This is a genomic window from Pseudomonas sp. S3_C06 (assembly GCF_054667675.1).
Window position 1 is genome coordinate 4833901 of record NZ_CP162747.1, and the last position, 19415, is coordinate 4853315.

Here is a 19415-nt window from a genome sequence, read left to right on the forward strand (position 1 = left end):
CTCGGTGGCTCAGGTCAAACGTATCCGTCGTAACGTCAGCGGCATCATCCTGCTCGACAAGCCGTTGGGATTCACGTCCAACGCCGCGTTGCAGAAGGTTCGCTGGTTGCTCAACGCCGAGAAGGCCGGTCACACCGGCAGCCTCGACCCTCTGGCCACGGGCGTCTTGCCGTTGTGCTTTGGCGAAGCGACCAAGTTCTCGCAGTACCTGCTCGATTCCGACAAGGCTTATGAAACCCTCGCGCAACTGGGTAAGACCACCACCACGGCCGATGCCGAAGGTGAGGTTTTGCAGGAGCGCCCGGTGACCGTTGGTCGCGCCGATATCGAAGCGGCATTGCCGAAATTTCGTGGGCAAATCAGTCAGATACCGCCGATGTACTCGGCGCTCAAGCGTGATGGCCAGCCGCTCTACAAGTTGGCTCGTGCAGGCGAAGTAGTGGAGCGTGAACCGCGTTCTGTTACTATTGCGCGCTTGGAATTACTGGCCTTCGAAGGCGATACTGCACGACTTGCGGTGGATTGCAGCAAAGGCACCTATATTCGCACCCTCGTGGAGGATATCGGTGAGCAACTCGGTTGTGGTGCGTACGTCGCGGAATTGCGCCGTACCCAGGCCGGGCCTTTCACCCTGGCGCAGACGGTGACCCTCGAAGAGCTTGAAGCGGTACATGCCGAGGGCGGCAACGAAGCGGTGGATCGCTTCCTGATGCCATCGGACAGCGGCCTGCAGGATTGGCCGTTGCTGCACTTCTCCGAAGCGAGTGCGTTCTACTGGCTCAACGGCCAGCCGGTGCGTGCCCCGGATGCTCCGAAGTTCGGCATGGTGCGGGTACAGGATCACAATGGTCGCTTCATCGGTATCGGTGAAGTGAGCGAAGACGGGCGCATTGCGCCACGTCGACTGATTCGGTCGGAATGACCGAAACCGGTCTGTGTCAAAGCAGGCTGGCGAGGGTGGCTGTTAACAGGCACGGTCACTACTCATTTATAGATACAGGGATTTGTCCCTGGCCTGTTGAAGCTGTTTCTTTGAAACAGTTTCCTGATAAAAGGATTGCCTCATGGCTCTCGACGTTCAAGAAAAAGCTCAAATCGTTGCTGACTACCAGCAAGCTGTTGGTGACACCGGTTCGCCAGAAGTGCAAGTTGCACTGCTGACCCACAACATCAACAAGCTGCAAGGTCACTTCAAGGCCAACGGTAAAGATCACCACTCCCGTCGTGGTCTGATCCGCATGGTAAACCAGCGTCGCAAGCTGCTGGACTACCTGAAAGGCAAGGATCTGGGTCGTTATCAGACTCTGATCGGTCGCCTGGGTCTGCGTCGCTAATCAGCGATTGCGCTATGAGGTTGGTTGTCTGTCGGACGTCAGCGGTTTACCGCCGGCGTCTTGCAGGCTCCCAGCCTCAAGTTTTATCTGGATACACGTTTTACCCTGGACAGGCGTTGGGCCGATTCCCGACATTGCCCAAGAATTCGCAAGAAACCAGTTCCCCCAAGAGCCACAAAGAAGGTAGGACACCGTGAACCCGGTAATCAAAAAATTCCAGTTCGGTCAATCGACCGTTACCCTCGAGACTGGCCGTATCGCCCGTCAGGCCTCCGGCGCAGTATTGGTCACCGTTGACGACGACGTCAGCGTGTTGGTGACTGTAGTCGGTGCAAAACAAGCTGATCCAGGCAAGGGCTTCTTCCCTCTGTCGGTTCACTACCAGGAAAAGACTTACGCTGCCGGTAAGATCCCTGGCGGTTTCTTCAAGCGTGAAGGCCGTCCTTCCGAAAAAGAAACCCTGACTTCCCGACTGATCGACCGTCCGATCCGTCCGCTGTTCCCTGAAGGTTTCATGAACGAAGTGCAGGTTGTCTGCACCGTTGTTTCCACCAGCAAGAAGACCGATCCGGACATCGCTGCGATGATCGGTACCTCGGCTGCCCTGGCCATCTCGGGTATCCCGTTCGACGGCCCGATCGGCGCCGCTCGCGTTGCCTTCCACGAAAGCACCGGCTACCTGCTGAACCCGACTTACGAGCAGCAAGCGGCTTCGAGCCTGGACATGGTCGTTGCCGGTACTTCCGACGCCGTACTGATGGTTGAATCGGAAGCCAAAGAGCTGACCGAAGACCAGATGCTGGGCGCGGTACTGTTTGCTCACGACGAATTCCAGGTTGTGATCAACGCCGTTAAAGAACTGGCCGCTGAAGCTGCCAAGCCAACCTGGACCTGGGCTCCTGCGCCAGAAGCCACCGAACTGCTGGGCGCTATCCGTGCCGAGTTCGGCGAAGCGATCTCCCAGGCTTACACCATCACCGTCAAGGCCGACCGTTATGCGCGTCTGGGCGAGCTGAAGGATCAAGTCGTTGCCAAGCTGTCCGGTGAAGAAGGTCAGCCTTCGTCCAGCGAAGTCAAAGCCGCTTTCGGCGAAATCGAATACCGCACCGTTCGCGAAAACATCGTCAACGGCAAGCCACGTATCGACGGTCGCGACACCAAAACCGTACGTCCGCTGAACATCGAAGTCGGCGTTCTGCCGAAGACTCACGGTTCGGCGCTGTTCACCCGTGGTGAAACCCAGGCGCTGGTCGTTGCAACACTGGGCACCGCCCGTGACGCACAACTGCTGGACACCCTGGAAGGCGAGAAAAAAGACCCGTTCATGCTGCACTACAACTTCCCTCCGTTCTCGGTGGGCGAGTGTGGTCGCATGGGTGGTGCTGGTCGTCGTGAAATCGGTCACGGCCGTCTGGCCCGTCGTTCGGTTTCGGCCATGCTGCCAGCCGCTGACGTGTTCCCGTACACCATCCGTGTGGTTTCGGAAATCACCGAATCCAACGGTTCGAGCTCGATGGCTTCCGTTTGCGGCGCTTCCCTGGCCCTGATGGACGCTGGTGTGCCGATGAAGGCGCCGGTTGCCGGTATCGCCATGGGTCTGGTCAAGGAAGGCGAGAAGTTCGCAGTTCTGACCGACATCCTCGGTGACGAAGACCACCTGGGCGACATGGACTTCAAAGTAGCCGGTACCGCCAAAGGCGTTACTGCGCTGCAGATGGACATCAAGATCAAAGGCATCACCGAAGAAATCATGGAGATCGCTCTGGGCCAAGCCCTGGAAGCGCGCCTGAACATCCTCGGTCAGATGAACCAGATCATCGGCCAGTCGCGTACCGAACTGTCGGCCAACGCTCCGACCATGATCGCGATGAAAATCGACACCGACAAGATCCGTGATGTTATCGGTAAAGGTGGCGCGACCATCCGTGCGATCTGCGAAGAAACCAAGGCTTCGATCGACATCGAAGACGACGGTTCGATCAAGATCTTCGGCGAAACCAAGGAAGCTGCTGAAGCTGCACGTCAGCGCGTTCTGGGTATCACCGCTGAAGCCGAGATCGGCAAGATCTATGTGGGTAAAGTTGAGCGCATCGTCGACTTCGGCGCATTCGTCAACATCCTGCCGGGCAAGGACGGTCTGGTGCATATCTCGATGCTGAGCGACGCTCGCGTAGAGAAAGTGACCGACATCCTGAAAGAAGGCCAGGAAGTGGAAGTGCTGGTACTGGACGTGGACAACCGCGGCCGTATCAAGCTGTCCATCAAAGACGTGGCTGCTGCCAAGGCTTCGGGCGTTTAATCACCCCAAAGCGTTAGCGCAATAAAAATGCCCCGCCGTGAAAACGGCGGGGCATTTTTTTGTCTGCGAAATATCGGGACATTCTGTGAAGTTGCCGGACTTCAAGACCGGTGCTAGGTTTAGCCCACCGCCCGTGTAGCTCAGCCGGTAGAGCAGCGCACTCGTAACGCGAAGGTCGCAGGTTCGATTCCTGTCTCGGGCACCACCTTCTTAAACACTCTCACCCATCGCAAAAGCGGATTTATGTTCCGCAGGTCAGCTTTTTGTGAGAGAGATGTAAAGAGCCGTGTAATTCGTCATGCAAACGTCCTATATTCGGAGCCTGCATGAGCATCGCCCAGCAGTTTTCAGATGATCCCGAATGGTTCCGAAGGCCGGACAAATCCGCGTCAGAGAGATCCTTGATGATCCAGATCCATCCTCCATTCCTAAGATCAGCGAGAACGCCATGACCGAATTAACTCAAGAGCAACGTCACGAACAAGCGCTGGAAAAGTACATTCTGGACGTACCGGACCTGAAAGAAGAGATCAAGGACCTGAGTCCCGATGATCAGAAAGATCAGATCCAGTGGGCCTTCGAAGACGAAGCCGAAGCCCAGGGCTTGCAGCCGTGGGAGTTGACACTCAAGTACACGAGCACGCCGGAAGAGTTCGAGGCACAGCGCCTCGTGCTGCACAAAGAGGCGGCCGAAGTGCTGGGTGTCGAGTGGGAAGAGTACTGCGAGATGAATAATCTGGTGGTCTGATACAAAAACGCCAGCCTCAACCGGGCTGGCGTTTTTTATTGCGCGCAGTATTCAGAGACTGAGGCGCATCGACAGATCCACCGCTTTGACATCCTTGGTCATCGCGCCAATCGAGATGTAGTCCACTCCGGTTTCGGCGATCGGCAGCAGTGTGCTTTCGTTGATACCGCCGCTGGCCTCCAGTTTCGCCTTGCCGCCGTTCAGGCGCACGGCTTCGCGCATGTCATCCAGGCTCAGTTCGTCGAGCATGATGATGTCGGCGCCGGCGGCCAGTGCCTCCTTCAGCTCCTCCAGACTTTCCACTTCGACTTCCACCGGTTTGCCCGGGGCAATCTTGTGCGCGGCGGCAATCGCCTGCGGGATGCCACCGCTGGCGGCGATGTGGTTTTCCTTGATCAGGAACGCGTCGTACAGACCGATGCGATGGTTGTGGCAGCCACCGCAGGTCACCGCGTATTTCTGTGCCAGACGCAGACCCGGCAGAGTCTTGCGGGTGTCGAGCAGTTTGACCTGAGTGGTACCGACGAAATCGGCCAGGTACTGCGCGTGCGTAGCTACGCCGGACAGCAATTGCAGAAAATTCAGCGCACTGCGCTCACCGGTCAGCAGCGAACGGGCCGGGCCTTCCAGATGAAATAACGGTTGATTGGGCTTTACCCGCTCGCCATCGACCACTTGCCAATGCACCGCCACCCGCGGATCAAGCTGACGAAACACCGCATCGACCCAGGCAGTGCCGCAGATAACGGCCGCGTCGCGAGTGATGATGGTGGCTTTGGCCAGGCGTTCGGCCGGGATCAGTTGCGCGGTGATGTCGCCGCTGCCGATGTCTTCGAGCAACGCACGGCGCACGTTGGCTTCGATTTCGGCGGTCAAATCGGCGAGACGTAGATTCGGCATAACGGGCTCCACAAACAAAGTGGTTCGATTATAGGGGCATGGCGCGAGCCAACCCAAGGCGAGAACGCGCGTGCTTGCCTGCATCCGGTCGATTTTCTTTGAGCAAACCCGGCCAGGCGTGGTCACTGAAAGGGGCGGTATAGGGGAAACCCTGACGGCTATGGCGCCGGGTGCAAGTTATGAAAGATAATTCGCCTTGCATTTGACGTCATAGCTTTGACGTCCTGATTGAACTTGCGGGAGCGCGCCTGCTCGCGAATGCATTCTTTCAGTGACATTGCTGCGGCTGACACACCGCCATCGCGAGCAGGCTCGCTCCCACAGGATCCGGGTTGGCTTGACCGAACGAATCACCGTTTCAGGAGGCTTGGATGCACAACGACGGGAAAGTGGTGCCTTTGCACAAAGGCACTGCCGATCAGGCGAATCACTCGCCGCTCGCCCGCCTGCCTGTGATTCTGCTTCAGGTTCGCGACAAGGCTGCCCAGCAACTGCGCCACGGTTTGCAGGAGCTGTTCGATAACGCCGACGACACGCTGTTTGAAATGGCCGACCGGGCGCGCAACGACGTCGAACAGAACATCTTTTTCGAAGCCATGCGCGACCTGCGCCTGAAGCGCAAAAACATCGAACGCGGTTTTCTCGAGCAATTCTTCGAAGCCTTCGTCGGCCTGACCCAATACGATCCTGCGCACAACACTCTGCCGCACGCGCTGATATACGACGAGCTGGCCCCCCGCAACGACGATATGGAACGCAGCGTGGCGGTCGAGACCATGGTCGGTCGGGTGCTCAAGCGTGACGGCTTCGCCCTCGATCAACTGACCGCACGGCTTAACGCGCTGCTCGGCAAGACCCTCGATGATCAGCACAACCCGCTCGGCCCGGCGCTGCTCTGCGAGTTTTTCCTCCAGGCCGGGCGTAATCTGGGCGTGGAGATCAAGGTTAAACTGATCCTGCTCAAACTGTTCGAGCGCTATGTCCTGGCCGACACCGAACAGCTTTACGCCGAAGCCAATCAATTGCTGCTCGCCACCGGTGTGTTGCCGGACTTGAAGCCGGCCCCTGCACGCCGCGCCATTGATCGGGCGATCGCGAATGTGGAAAGTGGTGAAAGCGACGATCTGCCGCCTGTCGATGAAAGCGTGCAAGAGGTCTTCGCCGCGTTGCAAGAGTTGCTTTCGCATGTACGTGGCACTGTCGCACCGACGCTGGAATCCAGCTTTGCGGTTCAACCGATTTCCACCCGCGATCTGCTGCGCCTGCTCTCGCATTTGCAGCAATACGTGCCCGAGTTGGCGGCACAGGATGATTTCGATCTACGCAATCAGCTCGAACAACTGCTGACCCGGGTCAGCGTCAGAAGCGGCAAATCGCGGATTGTGGGCGATGCGGACGAAGACGTGATCAATCTGATCGCCATGGTCTTCGACTGCATTCTTGAAGACCGCAATGTCCCGGATTCGCTCAAGGCCCTGATCGCCCGGTTACAGATCCCGATGCTCAAGGTCGCGGTGCTCGACAAGAGTTTCTTCAGCCGCAGCACGCATCCGGCGCGGCGCCTGCTCAATGAAATCGCCGAGGCGGCCATGGGCTGGGGCGATTGTGACGGTGACGCGCGTGACAGCTTGTACCTGCGTATCGAACAAGTGGTGCAGCGCCTGCTGACTGACTTTGTCGATGATCCGGCGATTTTTTCCGAATTGCTCGCCGATTTCCTCGCGTTCACCAGTGATGAACGCCGTCGCAGCGAGCTGCTTGAACAGCGTCTGCGTGACGCCGAAGAGGGGCGAGCGAAAACCGAACTGGCCCGGCGCCGGGTCGAACGGGCTTTGAATCAGGCATTGCTGGGCAAGACGCTGCCGCCTTCCGTGGTCACCTTCGTACAAGATGCGTGGAGCAAAGTACTGCTGCTGACGTGCCTCAAGCATGGCGATCAGTCAGCCGAATGGCAGGCCGATGTGCAAACCATGGAGCAATTGATCTGGAGTGTGCAGCGTCACGAAGACGCTGAATCCAGTCTGCGCTTGCTGGCGCTGGTACCGGGGTTGCTCAAGTCGCTGCGTGATGGCCTGACCAGTTCGGCGTTCGACCCGTTCGCCACCAGCGAGTTTTTCAGCGAACTTGAAGCCCTGCATGTGCAGGTGCTGGAGCGCTCCGTCGAGGCAGAACCGGCCGCTTCGATGATTGAGGTCTCGCAACAGATCGTGCTGCAAAGCGCCGACGACAGCAGCATGGCGCTGTCATCGGCACGTTTGTCCCACGATGCCGTCGGTTTGCGCCAGGTCGAGCAACTGCGTCTGGGCAGTTGGGTGGCGTTTCAAGAGGACGATGAACACAGTCTGCGTTGCAAACTCGCGGCGATCATCGAAGCCACCGGCAAATATGTGTTTGTCGATCGCACCGGCATGAAGGTACTGGAGCGCAGTCGCCTTGCGCTGGCCGAGGAATTCCAGCGTGGTGCGGTACGCGCACTGGATGACACCTTGCTGTTTGATCGGGCGCTGGAGTCGGTACTGGGCAATCTGCGGCGACTCAATCGCGGCAAGTGATCGCGCGCCGGGGGCCGATCACGGCATACTGGGCGCCAACACAGTCGGCGTTGAAGGAATCGGTATGCAGTTGGATCCCGCTAGCGGGTGGTGTCACGGGGTGCAGGTCTGCCCATCGCCCAACTTCAATGAACGCCCTGCGGGCGAAATTTCCCTGTTGGTTATCCACAACATCAGCCTGCCGCCGGCGCAGTTTGCCACAGGCAAGGTACATGAATTTTTCCAGAATCGTCTGGATGTCACCGAACACCCCTACTTTGCAGGGATCGCCGACTTGCGCGTTTCGGCGCATTTTCTGATTGAACGTGACGGCAAGGTCACCCAGTTTGTCTCCTGTCTTGAGCGGGCGTGGCATGCGGGTGTATCGGTGTTCGAAGGGCGCGAAACCTGTAACGATTTTTCCGTGGGCATCGAGCTCGAAGGCACCGATGATCTGCCGTTCACCGACGCGCAGTATCAGGCGTTGACGGCGCTGACACGTCAGTTGCAAAGCGCATTTCCGGCCATCACCGGCGCGCGCATTTGCGGGCACAGCGACATAGCACCCGGGCGTAAGACCGATCCTGGCCCGGCATTCGACTGGGCGCGTTACCGCGCGGCCCTGGCACAAGAGGAAGGACAATGAGTTTTCTGGTGTTACTGCTGGCGCTGTGGATCGAGAAGTTTTCGGCCCTGCGTCATCGGGTTCAACGCGATGGCGGATGGATCCGCGAACTGAACAAACTCGAAAGCAGCGAGCGTCTGGCGAAACAGCCGTGGCTGGTGCTGAGCATTCTGGTGCTGTTTCCGGTGGCCTTGCTGGCGCTGTTGCTGGTGGTGCTGGAGCCGGTGGCTTACGGCTTGCTGGCGTTGCCGGTGCATTTGCTGGTGGTGATTTACAGTCTGGGGCGCGGCGACTTGCTCGGCGGTCTCGGGCCGTTCCGTGATGCCTGGCGCCGTGAGGATCTGCAAGCCGCGGCGCATGTGGCCAAGCGTGATCTGAATATTTGCGCCGACAGCGGCGAGCAGTTGCTCGAGCGTGTGCAGGGGCATCTTCTGTGGCAGGCTTACCAGAGCTTTTTTGCGGTGATCTTCTGGTATTTCGTGCTCGGCCCGGTGGCGGCACTGGCCTATCGCTTGTTGGCGCTGGCGCAAGAACACGGGCAGAACCCGGCGCTGGTCGAGCGCGCCGCGCAACTGCGGCACGCCTTCGACTGGCTGCCGGTACGCTTGCTGGCGGCGAGCATGGCACTGGTCGGCAACTTTGTTGCGGTCAGTCGGGTGATGCTGCATGAACTGCTCAACTGGAACATCAGCGCGGCGCAACTGATCAATCGGGTCGGTTTGGCGGCAGGCGAGATTCCACCTCCAGTGGTCGGGCCGGAAGGCATCAACACCCTCGATTGCCTGTGGGAACTGCTGCTGCGCGCGGCAGTGCTGTGGTATGCCGGGTTTGCCCTGTGGACAGTCCTGATCCACTGATTTCACTGATTTAAAGAAAGATCAAAAGATCGCAGCCTGCGGCAGCTCCTACACAGGGATTGTGTGTTTCCTGTGGGAGCTGCCGCAGGCTGCGATCTTTTTGTCGTTAACCTTAAGTTACAAAACCTCCCTCCGATTTGAGCTATACAGAGATAGCGCCCGATAGTGGCTATCTGCTGTCGTCCCGCGCCTGCCAATAAAAACAAGAAAAACCAAGGGAGACTTCCAGTGAAGAGCTTGCTCTATCCCGCCGTCTCGCTGATGAACCGTCTGAGCTTCGGCATGAAGTTCAGCCTGATCAGCGTGCTGTTCCTGGTGCCGATGCTGGTGACCAATTTCTATCTGGTGCGCGACTCCTATCGCGAATTCCAGGGCACCCGCGTCGAGCTGCAAAGCCTTGATCTGCTGGGCAGCAGCCTGGCCCTGCGCCGGGATCTGGAAACCCTCAACAATCTGGTGCAGATCAACGTCAGCCTCGGCCAGTCGGGCAAGGCCGGGAATGTCGAGGCGCAGATCACCACGCTCGAACAGGCGGTTCTGGCGCGCCTGCAGGGACTGGCGGCAATGACCGACGATCCCGAGCAGATCAAAGTATTCGACGACAAGCGTGATGAAATGATCGCCGCGTTCAAGGCCCAGCAAGTGGAAAACTCGCTGCAGAGTAAAAGCGCGTTGATTGGCAAACTGCTGGCCAGTGCGCAGATTTTCAGCCAGATCATCACCAGTCAGGCCGGGCTGAGCCGCGACAACCAGAGCGACATCCGTCAGCTCAGCGAACTGGTTACCCTGATTACGCCGACCGTCACGCAAACTCTCGGCGAAGGCCGGGCCATGGGTTCTTATTCATTGGGTCAGGGTTTTCTCAACAGCTCTTCAAGCACACGTTTCGACGAGTTGATGGTGCAGATCGAAAAACTCCAGGCCGAATACGGTTTGAAACTGCAGGACGCCCTCGGCTCCAGCAAAGCAGCGCGGGAAACCCTCAGCGCTGCGGCCGACAGCAGCAAGGCCTCGCTGAAACAGGCCAGCGAACTGTTCGAAGAGCAGGTCGTCATGGCCGACACCCTCGATGCGCCGTGGCAGGCTTTTTACGATCAGGTCACTGGGCTGATCGGCAAGACCTATGAGCTCAACGAAGCCACGTTGAAATTCCTCGACACTCAATTGCAGCAGCGTCTGGCGCAAAACCGCACACACATGGTCTTGCAGGCGGTGGCGCTGTCGGTGGTGTTTGTGCTGATTTTCTATCTCTATGGTGGTTTCTACGCCTCGACCCGCACCACGCTTAAACGCCTCGGGGCGATGATGGACAAGGTTGCGGCTGGTGACATGACGGTCAACTTCAAGGCCAGCAGTCGCGATGAGTTAGGTGAGTTGGGCGAGGTGTTCAATGGCACGGTGAGGAAGATTCACGACTTGATTGAGCGGGTGGGCCAGACCGTCGCCGAGGTCGAACGTCAGGCCGGGCAGGTTGAAAACGTCTCCGCGCAGAGCAATCAGGCGGTGGCGGGACAGCGCACGCAGATCGAACAAGTGGCGACGGCGATGAACCAGATGTCGGCGACCTCACTGGAGGTGGCGCGCAGTGCCGCCGCAGCGGTGAGCAGTGCTCACAGCGTGAATGACGAGACCATCAATGGCCGTGGCTTGGTCGAATCACAGCAGGGCAGCATTGCCGCGCTGGCCAGCGAGATCGACCAGTCGGTGCTGGTGATCAACCAGTTGGCCAGCGACAGTCAGTCGATCAGCCGTGTACTGGAAGTGATCAAGAGCATCGCCGAGCAGACCAACTTGCTGGCGCTCAACGCGGCGATCGAAGCGGCACGTGCCGGCGAGCAGGGACGTGGCTTTGCTGTGGTCGCAGACGAAGTGCGTACCTTGGCCAAACGCACTCAGCAATCGACCGAAGAAATCGAACAGATGATCGCCAAGCTGCACGGCGGCGTCGGAGCAGCGGTGAAAGCCATGGGCGTTAGCCATCAGATGGCCAACGGCACGGTGGGGCAGTCGGAAAAGGTTCAGCAGGCGCTGGAAAACATCCTCGGGGCGGTGGGCATGATCGTCGATCAGAACCAGCAGATTGCCGCGGCCGTTGAACAGCAGACAGCAGTGGCCCACGACATTGACCAGAACATTGTCGAGATCAACCGTGCCGGCGAACGCACGGCGCAAGGTGCGCACCAGACCGAAGATGCCAGCCGCGCGCTGTCAGCCCAAGTTGTCGAGCTTAAACAACTGATTAGCGCCTTCCGCGTCTGAGCTGTACACAAATCCCCTGTAGGAGCTGCGGCACGCTGCGATCTTTTGATCTTGATTTCAAAGATCAAAAGATCGCAGCCTCGTTTCACTCGACAGCTCCTACAGGGGGAGATGTGTTACCAGCCGAATACTTCGCAGCTGTTGGCGGTGCTGGCGGTGGCCAAATGTTCGGGGCTGATCTTCATCAACTCGGCCAGCGCCTCGCAGATCGCCGGCAAATGCGCCGGACTGTTGCGCTGACCGGGAAACATGACAGGCGCCATGTCCGGTGAATCGGTTTCCAGCACGATCGACTCCAGCGGCAGCTCCGCCAGTACCCGATGCATGCGCAACGCCTGCGGCCAGGTCGGTGCGCCGCCCAGGCCCAGTTTGAAACCGAGTTTGATGTACTCCCGCGCTTCTTCACGGCTGCCGGCGAAGGCGTGAATGATCCCCGCGCGTTTGAGCTTGACGCGTTTGAGCGTAGCGATGACCGCCGCATGACTACGGCGAACGTGGATTAATGCCGGTAATTGGAAATCCGCCGCCAATTGCAGCTGCGCTTCGAACAGCGCCTGTTGCCGCTCGCGATCCAGCGTTTCGACGAAGTAATCCAGACCGATTTCGCCCACCGCACACAATTGTCGATGACCGCGCAGCCGGGTCAGCCAATCACCGAGCGCTGACACATCCTCAGGACGATGCTGATCGAGATACACCGGATGCAGACCGAACGCCGCGTACAAGTCCTTGTCGCTCTGCACCAGATCCCACACCCGTTGCCAGTTACCCTCATAAACCCCCAACACCACCATCCGCCGCACTCCGAGGGCGCGGCATTCGGCGAGCAACGCCGCGCGATCGGCGTCGAAGTCGGGGAAATCGAGGTGGGTGTGGCTGTCGATCAGCTCCACGGCTCAGTCCTGGTGGATACGCTGCTTGAAGGTCCGCGCGATGGCCTGCACACCGGGCTTGTACTCCGACTGCTCGACGGCGGCCAGCGCCAGTTCCAGCGCCTTGTCGGCGATCAACTGGTGCTGCTGGGCCATGGCGTTGACCGGCAGCGGCAGGAAATCCAGCAACTGCGTATCACCGAAGGTGCCGAGGCGCAGTGGGCGCGATTTCAACGGGAAGTCATGCAACGCATCGAACACACCCTGTAGCAGCACGTAGGACGTAGTCACCAACGCATCGGGCAAATGCCCCAGGCGTTGCAGGAGTTCTTCCATCAACTGCTTGCCGCACTCACGGCTGAAGGATTCGGCGTGTTCGACCAGCACTTCGCCTTTGAAATCGACCAGCGCCTCTTTGAAACCGGCGGCACGTTCCTGGCTGATGCTCAGTTCCGGGCGCGCGCCGAGCAGTACGATCTGCTTCGGTTGCGGATCGAGCAGGCTCTGGGTCAGGTGCAGGCTGGCTTCGCGGTCGTCACTGATCACCGAGCAGAAATGCTCGGGTTCCATGACCCGGTCGATGGCGATGATCGGCAGACCTTTGGCCTGCAACTGCCGATAGCTGTCATCGCCGGCCGGCAGGCAACTGGCGACGATCAGCGCATCGCAACGACGAGCACGGAACAGTTGCAGCAATTGCCGTTCGCTGTCCGGCGCATCGTCGGAGCTGGCGATCAACAACTGATAGCCACGCGCTCGCGCACCTTGTTCGAGCAGTTTGGCGATCCGCGCGTAACTGGGGTTTTCCAGGTCCGGCAGAATAAAGCCCAGCGTGCGCGTATGCCGACTGCGCAGCCCGGCCGCTTGAGGGTTCGGCGTGAAGCCGTGCAGATCGACCACCGCCCGCACCCGCTCGACGGTGGCGGTGCTGATGCGTTGCTGTTCGGCCTTGCCGTTGATGACGTAGCTGGCGGTGGTCACGGACACTCCGGCCAACCGCGCGATATCACTGAGTTTCAACCCGGGATTTCCTTGTTTATTCGAGCTTGCCGCGACATTTTCGCCAATCCTACCCGATTAGGGCAGGCGACTATTGTCGCAGCGCATCCGACAAGTTGGACTTCAAGGATGGGACATTATCGAGTAACGTGCCGATCAATCTAGATTAAACGTTTCAGCAAGCGTATTTTCTACGTTTTAGACGCCTTTGGCCGGTGCTGCCGTGAAACCGCCAAAACTGCCGCTGAAAAGCAAAGCGGCAGAGCGCCTAAGCTGCAACCATCCAAAACAATACCTGGCACTCATAAAGCGCCAAAAAGGAGATCGCATGCTCGAGCTCACTATAGAGCAGATATCCATGGGCCAATCGGCTGTGGATAAACCCGCTGCCCTGCAACTGCTCGCCAATCATCTGGTGGCCGATGGTCTGGTCGCCGACGGCTACCTCGCCGGATTGCAGGCCCGGGAAGCCCAGGGCTCGACCTTTCTCGGTCAAGGTATTGCCATTCCCCACGGCACCCCGGAAACCCGCGATCAAGTGTTCGCCACTGGCGTGCGCCTGATGCAGTTCCCGGAAGGCGTGGATTGGGGCGATGGCCAGATCGTTTATCTGGCGATTGGTATCGCTGCCAAATCCGACGAACACCTGCGCCTGCTGCAACTGCTGACCCGTGCCCTCGGCGAGACCGATCTGGGCCAGGCCCTGCGGCGCGCCAGTTCCCCCGAAGCCCTGCTGAAACTGCTGCAAGGCGCGCCGCAGGAGCTGGCGCTGGATGCGCAGATGATCGGCCTCGGCGTGTCGGCCGATGATTTCGAAGAACTGGTCTGGCGTGGCGCACGTCTGTTGCGTCAGGCCGATTGTGTGAGCAACGGTTTCTCGGCGGTGCTGCAACAGGTCGAAGCACTGCCGTTGGGCGATGGTTTGTGGTGGTTGCACAGCGAGCAAACCGTGAAGCGCCCGGGCCTGGCGTTTGTCACCCCGGACAAACCGATGCGCTACCTCGGTCAGCCACTCAGTGGCTTGTTCTGTCTGGCCAGTTTGGGCGAGGCGCATCAGGCGCTGCTCGAACGTCTTTGCGCATTGCTCATCGAAGGTCGCGGCCATGAACTGGGCCGGGCCACCAGCAGCCGTAAAGTTCTCGAAGTGCTTGGCGGTGAATTGCCCGCCGATTGGCCAAGCGCACGCATTGCCTTGGCCAACGCCCATGGCTTGCACGCGCGTCCGGCGAAGATCCTTGCGCAACTGGCGAAGAGTTTTGATGGCGAAGTTCGCGTGCGCATTGTCGATGGTCAGGACAGCGCCGTGTCGGTGAAGAGCTTGAGCAAACTGCTCAGCCTCGGCGCACGTCGCGGTCAGGTGCTGGAGTTGATCGCCGAGCCGAGCATTGCCGCTGATGCTTTGCCGGCACTCTTGACCGCTATCGAAGAAGGCCTTGGCGAAGAAGTGGAGCCGCTACCAGCGGTAAGTCAGCAACGCGAAGTCATCGCCGACATCGCCGAAGTGCTGATCGCTCCGGCGTCTGGCACTCAGTTGCAGGCGATCCCGGCAGCACCGGGCATTGCTATCGGGCCTGCGCATATCCAGGTTCAGCAGACCATCGATTATCCGCTGCGTGGCGAGTCCGCCGCGGTCGAGCGCGAACGCCTCAAGCAAGCCCTCAGCGATGTGCGCAGCGACATTCAAGGTCTGATCGAACGCAGCAAAGCCAAAGCCATCCGCGAAATCTTCATCACCCACCAGGAAATGCTCGACGACCCGGATCTCACCGACGAAGTCGACACCCGCCTCAAGCAGGGCGAAAGCGCCGAAGCGGCGTGGATGGCAGTGATCGAGGCGGCGGCCAAGCAACAGGAATCGCTGCAGGACGCGTTGCTCGCCGAGCGTGCGGCGGATCTGCGCGATATCGGCCGCCGCGTGCTGGCGCAACTGTGTGGTGTGCAGACGCCGAGCGAGCCTGAGCAGCCATACATTCTGGTGATGGACGAAGTCGGCCCGTCCGACGTCGCGCGGCTGGACCCGGCGCGTGTGGCGGGGATTCTCACCGCACGCGGCGGCGCCACGGCGCACAGTGCAATCGTCGCGCGAGCGCTCGGGATTCCGGCGCTGGTTGGCGCTGGCGCGGCGGTGTTGCTGCTAAAACCGGGCACGCCGTTGCTGCTCGACGGCCAACGCGGTCGCCTGCATGTCGACGCCGATGCTGCGACCCTGCAACGCGCCGCCGAAGAACGCGACACTCGCGAGCAACGCCTGAAGATTGCCGCCGAACAACGCCACCAACCGGCACACACCACCGACGGTCATGCCGTCGAAGTGTTCGCCAACATCGGTGAAAGCGCCGGTGTGATCAGCGCGGTGGAGCAGGGCGCAGAAGGCATCGGTCTGCTGCGCACCGAACTGATTTTCATGGCCCACCCGCAAGCGCCGGACGAGGCCACGCAAGAAGCTGAATATCGTCGTGTCCTCGATGGTCTGGCGGGGCGTCCGCTGGTGGTGCGCACGCTGGATGTCGGCGGCGACAAACCGCTGCCGTATTGGCCGATCGCCAAAGAGGAAAACCCGTTCCTCGGCGTGCGCGGCATTCGCCTGACCTTGCAGCGGCCGCAGATCATGGAAGCGCAATTGCGCGCCTTGCTGCGTTCGGCGGACAACCGTCCATTGCGGATCATGTTCCCGATGGTCGGCAGCGTTGAAGAATGGCGTCAGGCCCGCGACATGACTGAACGTCTGCGCCTGGAAATCCCGGTCGCCGATCTGCAACTGGGGATCATGATCGAAGTGCCGTCCGCCGCTTTGCTCGCGCCGGTGCTGGCCAAGGAAGTCGACTTCTTCAGCGTCGGCACCAACGACCTGACGCAATACACCCTGGCCATCGACCGTGGCCATCCGACCCTGTCGGCGCAGGCTGACGGTTTGCACCCGGCGGTGCTGCAACTGATTGACATCACCGTGCGCGCGGCCCATGCCCATGGCAAATGGGTCGGCGTCTGTGGCGAACTGGCGGCGGACCCGCTGGCGGTGCCGGTGCTGGTCGGCCTCGGTGTCGATGAGCTCAGTGTCTCCGGGCGCAGCATTGCCGAAGTGAAAGCGCGCATCCGCGAACTCAGCCTGACCCAGGCGCAAACCCTTGCTCAACAGGCCCTGGCCGTGGGCAGCGCGAATGAAGTGCGCGCACTAGTGGAGGCCCTGTAATGGCCAAGATTCTTACCCTGACCCTCAACCCGGCGCTCGACCTCACCGTTGAGTTGCCACGGCTGGAGGCCGGTCAGGTCAATCGCAGCGACGAAATGCACACCCACGCCGCCGGCAAAGGCGTGAACGTCGCGCAGGTGCTGGCCGATCTTGGCCATCAACTGACGGTCAGCGGGTTTCTCGGCGAAGACAATCTGCAAGCGTTCGAAACCCTGTTCGCCAAGCGCGGTTTTGTCGACGCGTTTATCCGCGTGCCGGGTGAAACGCGCAGCAACATCAAGGTCGCCGAACAGGATGGTCGCATCACCGACATCAACGGCCCGGGGCCGGTGGTCGACGCCGCCGCGCAGCAGGCCTTGTTGGAGCGTCTGCTGCAGATCGCACCGGGTCACGACGCCGTGGTGGTGGCCGGCAGTTTGCCGCGCGGCGTCACGGCGCAGTGGTTGCGCGAGTTGATCGAACGGCTCAACCAGCTCGGTCTGAAAGTCGCCCTCGACACCAGCGGCGAAGCCTTGCGCGCAGCGTTGCTAGCCAGCCCGTGGCTGATCAAACCGAACACTGAAGAACTCGCCGATGCACTCGGTTGCGAGGTGGTTTCCCACGCGGCGGAAGCGCAAGCAGCGGCGCGTTTGCATGCCCAAGGGATCGAGCACGTGGTGATTTCTCACGGTGCTGACGGCGTGAACTGGTTCAGCGTCGGTTCGGCACTGCACGCCACGCCGCCGAAGGTCAGCGTCGCCAGCACGGTCGGTGCCGGCGATTCCTTGCTGGCCGGCATGCTCCACGGTTTGCTCAGTGCCGACACACCTGAACAAACCCTGCGCACGGCCACCGCAATTGCGGCGATGGCGGTGACCCAGATCGGTTTCGGCATCAACGACGCTGCGCAACTGGCGCAGCTCGAACAGGGCGTGCGCGTGCGTCCCCTGACAGAACAATAAGAGGGTTTGTCATGAAATTAGCCATTGTTACGGCTTGCCCGAACGGCATGGTCACCAGCGTGCTGTGCGCGCGTCTGCTCGATGCCGCAGCGCAGCGTCAGGGTTGGAGCACCAGCGTTGAAGTGGTCGATGCGGCGCACCCGGAACGCGAGTTGTCGGCGGCGACCATTGCAGCGGCCGAGTGGGTTTTGCTGGTCGCCACAGGCGCGATCGACATGACGCGTTTTGTCGGTAAACGTGTTTTCCAGATCGCCCCGGCGCAGGCGCTGCAGGATGTTGAAGCGGTGCTGCGTCGTGGTGCTGAAGAGGCTGCGGTTTACGTCGCCAGCGCGGCTGAACCGGTTGCTGATGCGCCGCGTGCGCCACGCATCGTCGCGATTACCGCGTGCCCGACCGGTGTCGCCCACACCTTCATGGCCGCCGAAGCTTTGCAGCAAACTGCCAAGCGTCTGGGCTATGAATTGCAGGTCGAAACCCAAGGCTCGGTGGGCGCGAAAACCCCGTTGAGCGCAGCGGCGATTGCCGAGGCTGACGTGGTGTTGCTGGCGGCGGATATCGAAGTCGCCACCGAGCGTTTCGCTGGCAAGAAAATCTATCGCTGCGGCACCGGGATCGCCTTGAAGCAGTCCGAAGCCACGCTGAAAAAAGCCTTGGCCGAAGGTGCAGTGGAAAGCGCGGCGGCTGACGGCAAAGTACCAGCCAAGCAAGAGAAAACCGGCGTTTACAAACACCTGCTGACCGGTGTGTCGTTCATGCTGCCGATGGTCGTGGCCGGCGGTTTGATTATTGCGCTGTCGTTCGTGTTCGGCATCACCGCGTTCAAGGAAGAAGGCACGCTGGCCGCTGCGCTGATGCAGATCGGCGGCGAGACCGCGTTCAAGTTGATGGTGCCGTTGCTGGCGGGTTACATCGCCTATTCGATTGCTGACCGTCCAGGTCTGGCGCCGGGGATGATCGGTGGTCTGTTGGCGAGCACCTTGGGCGCTGGTTTTATCGGTGGGATCGTCGCCGGTTTCATCGCCGGTTATGCGGCCAAGGCGATCAGCCGTTATGTCGCCTTGCCGCAGAGTCTTGAGGCGCTGAAACCGATTCTGATCATCCCGCTGTTAGCCAGTCTGTTTACTGGTCTGGTGATGATTTACGTGGTCGGCAAACCGGTTGCCGGCATGCTCGGGGCGCTCACGCATTTCCTCGACAGCATGGGCACCACCAACGCGATTCTGCTCGGTGTGCTGCTCGGCGGCATGATGTGCGTCGACCTCGGCGGGCCGATCAACAAAGCCGCGTACGCGTTCTCGGTGGGGCTGCTGGCGTCGCAGAGTTATGCACCGATGGCCGCGACCATGGCGGCGGGCATGGTGCCGCCGATTGGCCTCGGTATCGCCACGTTTATTGCGCGACGCAAGTTTGCCCAGACCGAGCGCGAGGCGGGTAAAGCAGCGCTGGTGCTGGGGCTGTGCTTTATCTCCGAAGGCGCGATTCCGTTTGCCGCGAAAGATCCGTTGCGGGTGATTCCGGCGAGCATTGCTGGTGGCGCGCTGACCGGTGCGTTGTCGATGTACTTCGGCTGCAAACTGATGGCGCCGCACGGTGGCTTGTTTGTGCTGGCGATCCCGAATGCGATCAATCATGCGTTGCTGTATCTGCTGGCGATTGTCGCCGGTAGTTTGTTGACCGCCGTCGTCTATGCAACGGTCAAACGCCCCGAAGCCGTCGAGCTGGCGCTGGAACCCGCCAAGGCCTGACCGACAACATAAATCCCCTGTAGGAGTGAGCCTGCTCGCGATAGCGGTCTGTCAGTGACATGAATGTTGGCAGATATACCGATATCGCGAGCAGGCTCACTCCTACACTGGATCT

14 protein-coding genes and 1 tRNA gene are annotated in these 19415 nt (G+C 60.1%); 12 read left to right on the forward strand and 3 right to left on the reverse strand.

Annotated features, from left to right (window positions below):
• Positions 1 to 4 precede the first annotated feature (4 nt).
• The 5 genes from truB to AB4N44_RS21385 all read left to right on the forward strand — a co-directional run bounded on the left by truB (position 5) and on the right by AB4N44_RS21385 (position 4381).
• The gene (truB, locus tag AB4N44_RS21365) at positions 5 to 922 is read left to right on the forward strand and encodes a tRNA pseudouridine(55) synthase TruB (RefSeq protein WP_127925792.1); all 918 of its coding nucleotides are present in this window, start codon (positions 5 to 7) and stop codon (positions 920 to 922) included.
• Between the two features lie 142 nt (positions 923 to 1064).
• Positions 1065 to 1334: a 30S ribosomal protein S15 gene (gene rpsO / locus AB4N44_RS21370; RefSeq protein ID WP_003177875.1), complete on the forward strand. Its 270-nt coding sequence runs from the start codon at positions 1065 to 1067 to the stop codon at positions 1332 to 1334.
• Between the two features lie 193 nt (positions 1335 to 1527).
• Entirely contained in the window at positions 1528 to 3633 is a 2106-nt protein-coding gene (gene pnp, locus AB4N44_RS21375) for a polyribonucleotide nucleotidyltransferase (protein ID WP_007915263.1), read from the forward strand.
• Between the two features lie 129 nt (positions 3634 to 3762).
• A tRNA-Thr gene (locus AB4N44_RS21380) sits at positions 3763 to 3838 on the forward strand.
• A 243-nt stretch (positions 3839 to 4081) separates the two neighbouring features.
• Positions 4082 to 4381: a DUF6388 family protein gene (locus AB4N44_RS21385; protein WP_123452824.1), complete on the forward strand. Its 300-nt coding sequence runs from the start codon at positions 4082 to 4084 to the stop codon at positions 4379 to 4381.
• A gap of 51 nt (positions 4382 to 4432) precedes the next feature.
• On the opposite strand, the gene nadC is transcribed toward AB4N44_RS21385, so the two are convergent.
• Positions 4433 to 5281, reverse strand: coding sequence for a carboxylating nicotinate-nucleotide diphosphorylase (nadC, locus tag AB4N44_RS21390; RefSeq protein ID WP_150749589.1), 849 nt, complete (start codon positions 5279 to 5281; stop codon positions 4433 to 4435).
• A gap of 371 nt (positions 5282 to 5652) precedes the next feature.
• Here nadC and AB4N44_RS21395 point away from each other — a divergent pair, with 371 nt between their 5' ends.
• From AB4N44_RS21395 to AB4N44_RS21410, 4 genes are all read left to right on the forward strand, one after another.
• Complete coding sequence (locus tag AB4N44_RS21395; protein WP_150749588.1) at positions 5653 to 7833, forward strand: DUF1631 domain-containing protein; 2181 nt, start codon at positions 5653 to 5655, stop codon at positions 7831 to 7833.
• A 64-nt stretch (positions 7834 to 7897) separates the two neighbouring features.
• Positions 7898 to 8458 (forward strand): 1,6-anhydro-N-acetylmuramyl-L-alanine amidase AmpD, encoded by a 561-nt coding sequence (ampD, locus tag AB4N44_RS21400; protein ID WP_150749587.1) that lies wholly within the window; start codon positions 7898 to 7900, stop codon positions 8456 to 8458.
• Positions 8455 to 9294 (forward strand): regulatory signaling modulator protein AmpE, encoded by an 840-nt coding sequence (ampE, locus tag AB4N44_RS21405; protein WP_127925795.1) that lies wholly within the window; start codon positions 8455 to 8457, stop codon positions 9292 to 9294. Before ampD ends, ampE begins: the two co-directional genes overlap by 4 nt.
• A 1554-nt stretch (positions 9295 to 10848) precedes the next feature.
• Complete coding sequence (locus AB4N44_RS21410) at positions 10849 to 11553, forward strand: methyl-accepting chemotaxis protein (protein WP_371857645.1); 705 nt, start codon at positions 10849 to 10851, stop codon at positions 11551 to 11553.
• 116 nt (positions 11554 to 11669) lie between these two features.
• Here AB4N44_RS21410 and AB4N44_RS21415 read toward each other — a convergent pair whose 3' ends face one another.
• The gene (locus AB4N44_RS21415) at positions 11670 to 12446 is read right to left on the reverse strand and encodes a TatD family hydrolase (RefSeq protein ID WP_150749586.1); all 777 of its coding nucleotides are present in this window, start codon (positions 12444 to 12446) and stop codon (positions 11670 to 11672) included.
• Positions 12447 to 12449: 3 nt separating this feature from the next.
• A complete protein-coding gene (gene cra / locus AB4N44_RS21420; RefSeq protein WP_095119519.1) occupies positions 12450 to 13445 on the reverse strand; it encodes a catabolite repressor/activator in 996 nt (331 codons plus the stop codon).
• 307 nt (positions 13446 to 13752) lie between these two features.
• Here cra and ptsP point away from each other — a divergent pair, with 307 nt between their 5' ends.
• The 3 genes from ptsP to AB4N44_RS21435 are packed head-to-tail and all read left to right on the forward strand — an operon-like array spanning position 13753 to position 19300.
• Positions 13753 to 16614: a phosphoenolpyruvate--protein phosphotransferase gene (gene ptsP / locus AB4N44_RS21425; protein ID WP_460107598.1), complete on the forward strand. Its 2862-nt coding sequence runs from the start codon at positions 13753 to 13755 to the stop codon at positions 16612 to 16614.
• The gene (pfkB, locus tag AB4N44_RS21430) at positions 16614 to 17555 is read left to right on the forward strand and encodes a 1-phosphofructokinase (protein WP_460107595.1); all 942 of its coding nucleotides are present in this window, start codon (positions 16614 to 16616) and stop codon (positions 17553 to 17555) included. The genes ptsP and pfkB overlap by 1 nt, the downstream gene beginning before the upstream one ends.
• Positions 17556 to 17566: 11 nt before the next feature.
• A complete protein-coding gene (locus tag AB4N44_RS21435; protein WP_150776356.1) occupies positions 17567 to 19300 on the forward strand; it encodes a PTS fructose-like transporter subunit IIB in 1734 nt (577 codons plus the stop codon).
• Positions 19301 to 19415 lie beyond the last annotated feature (115 nt).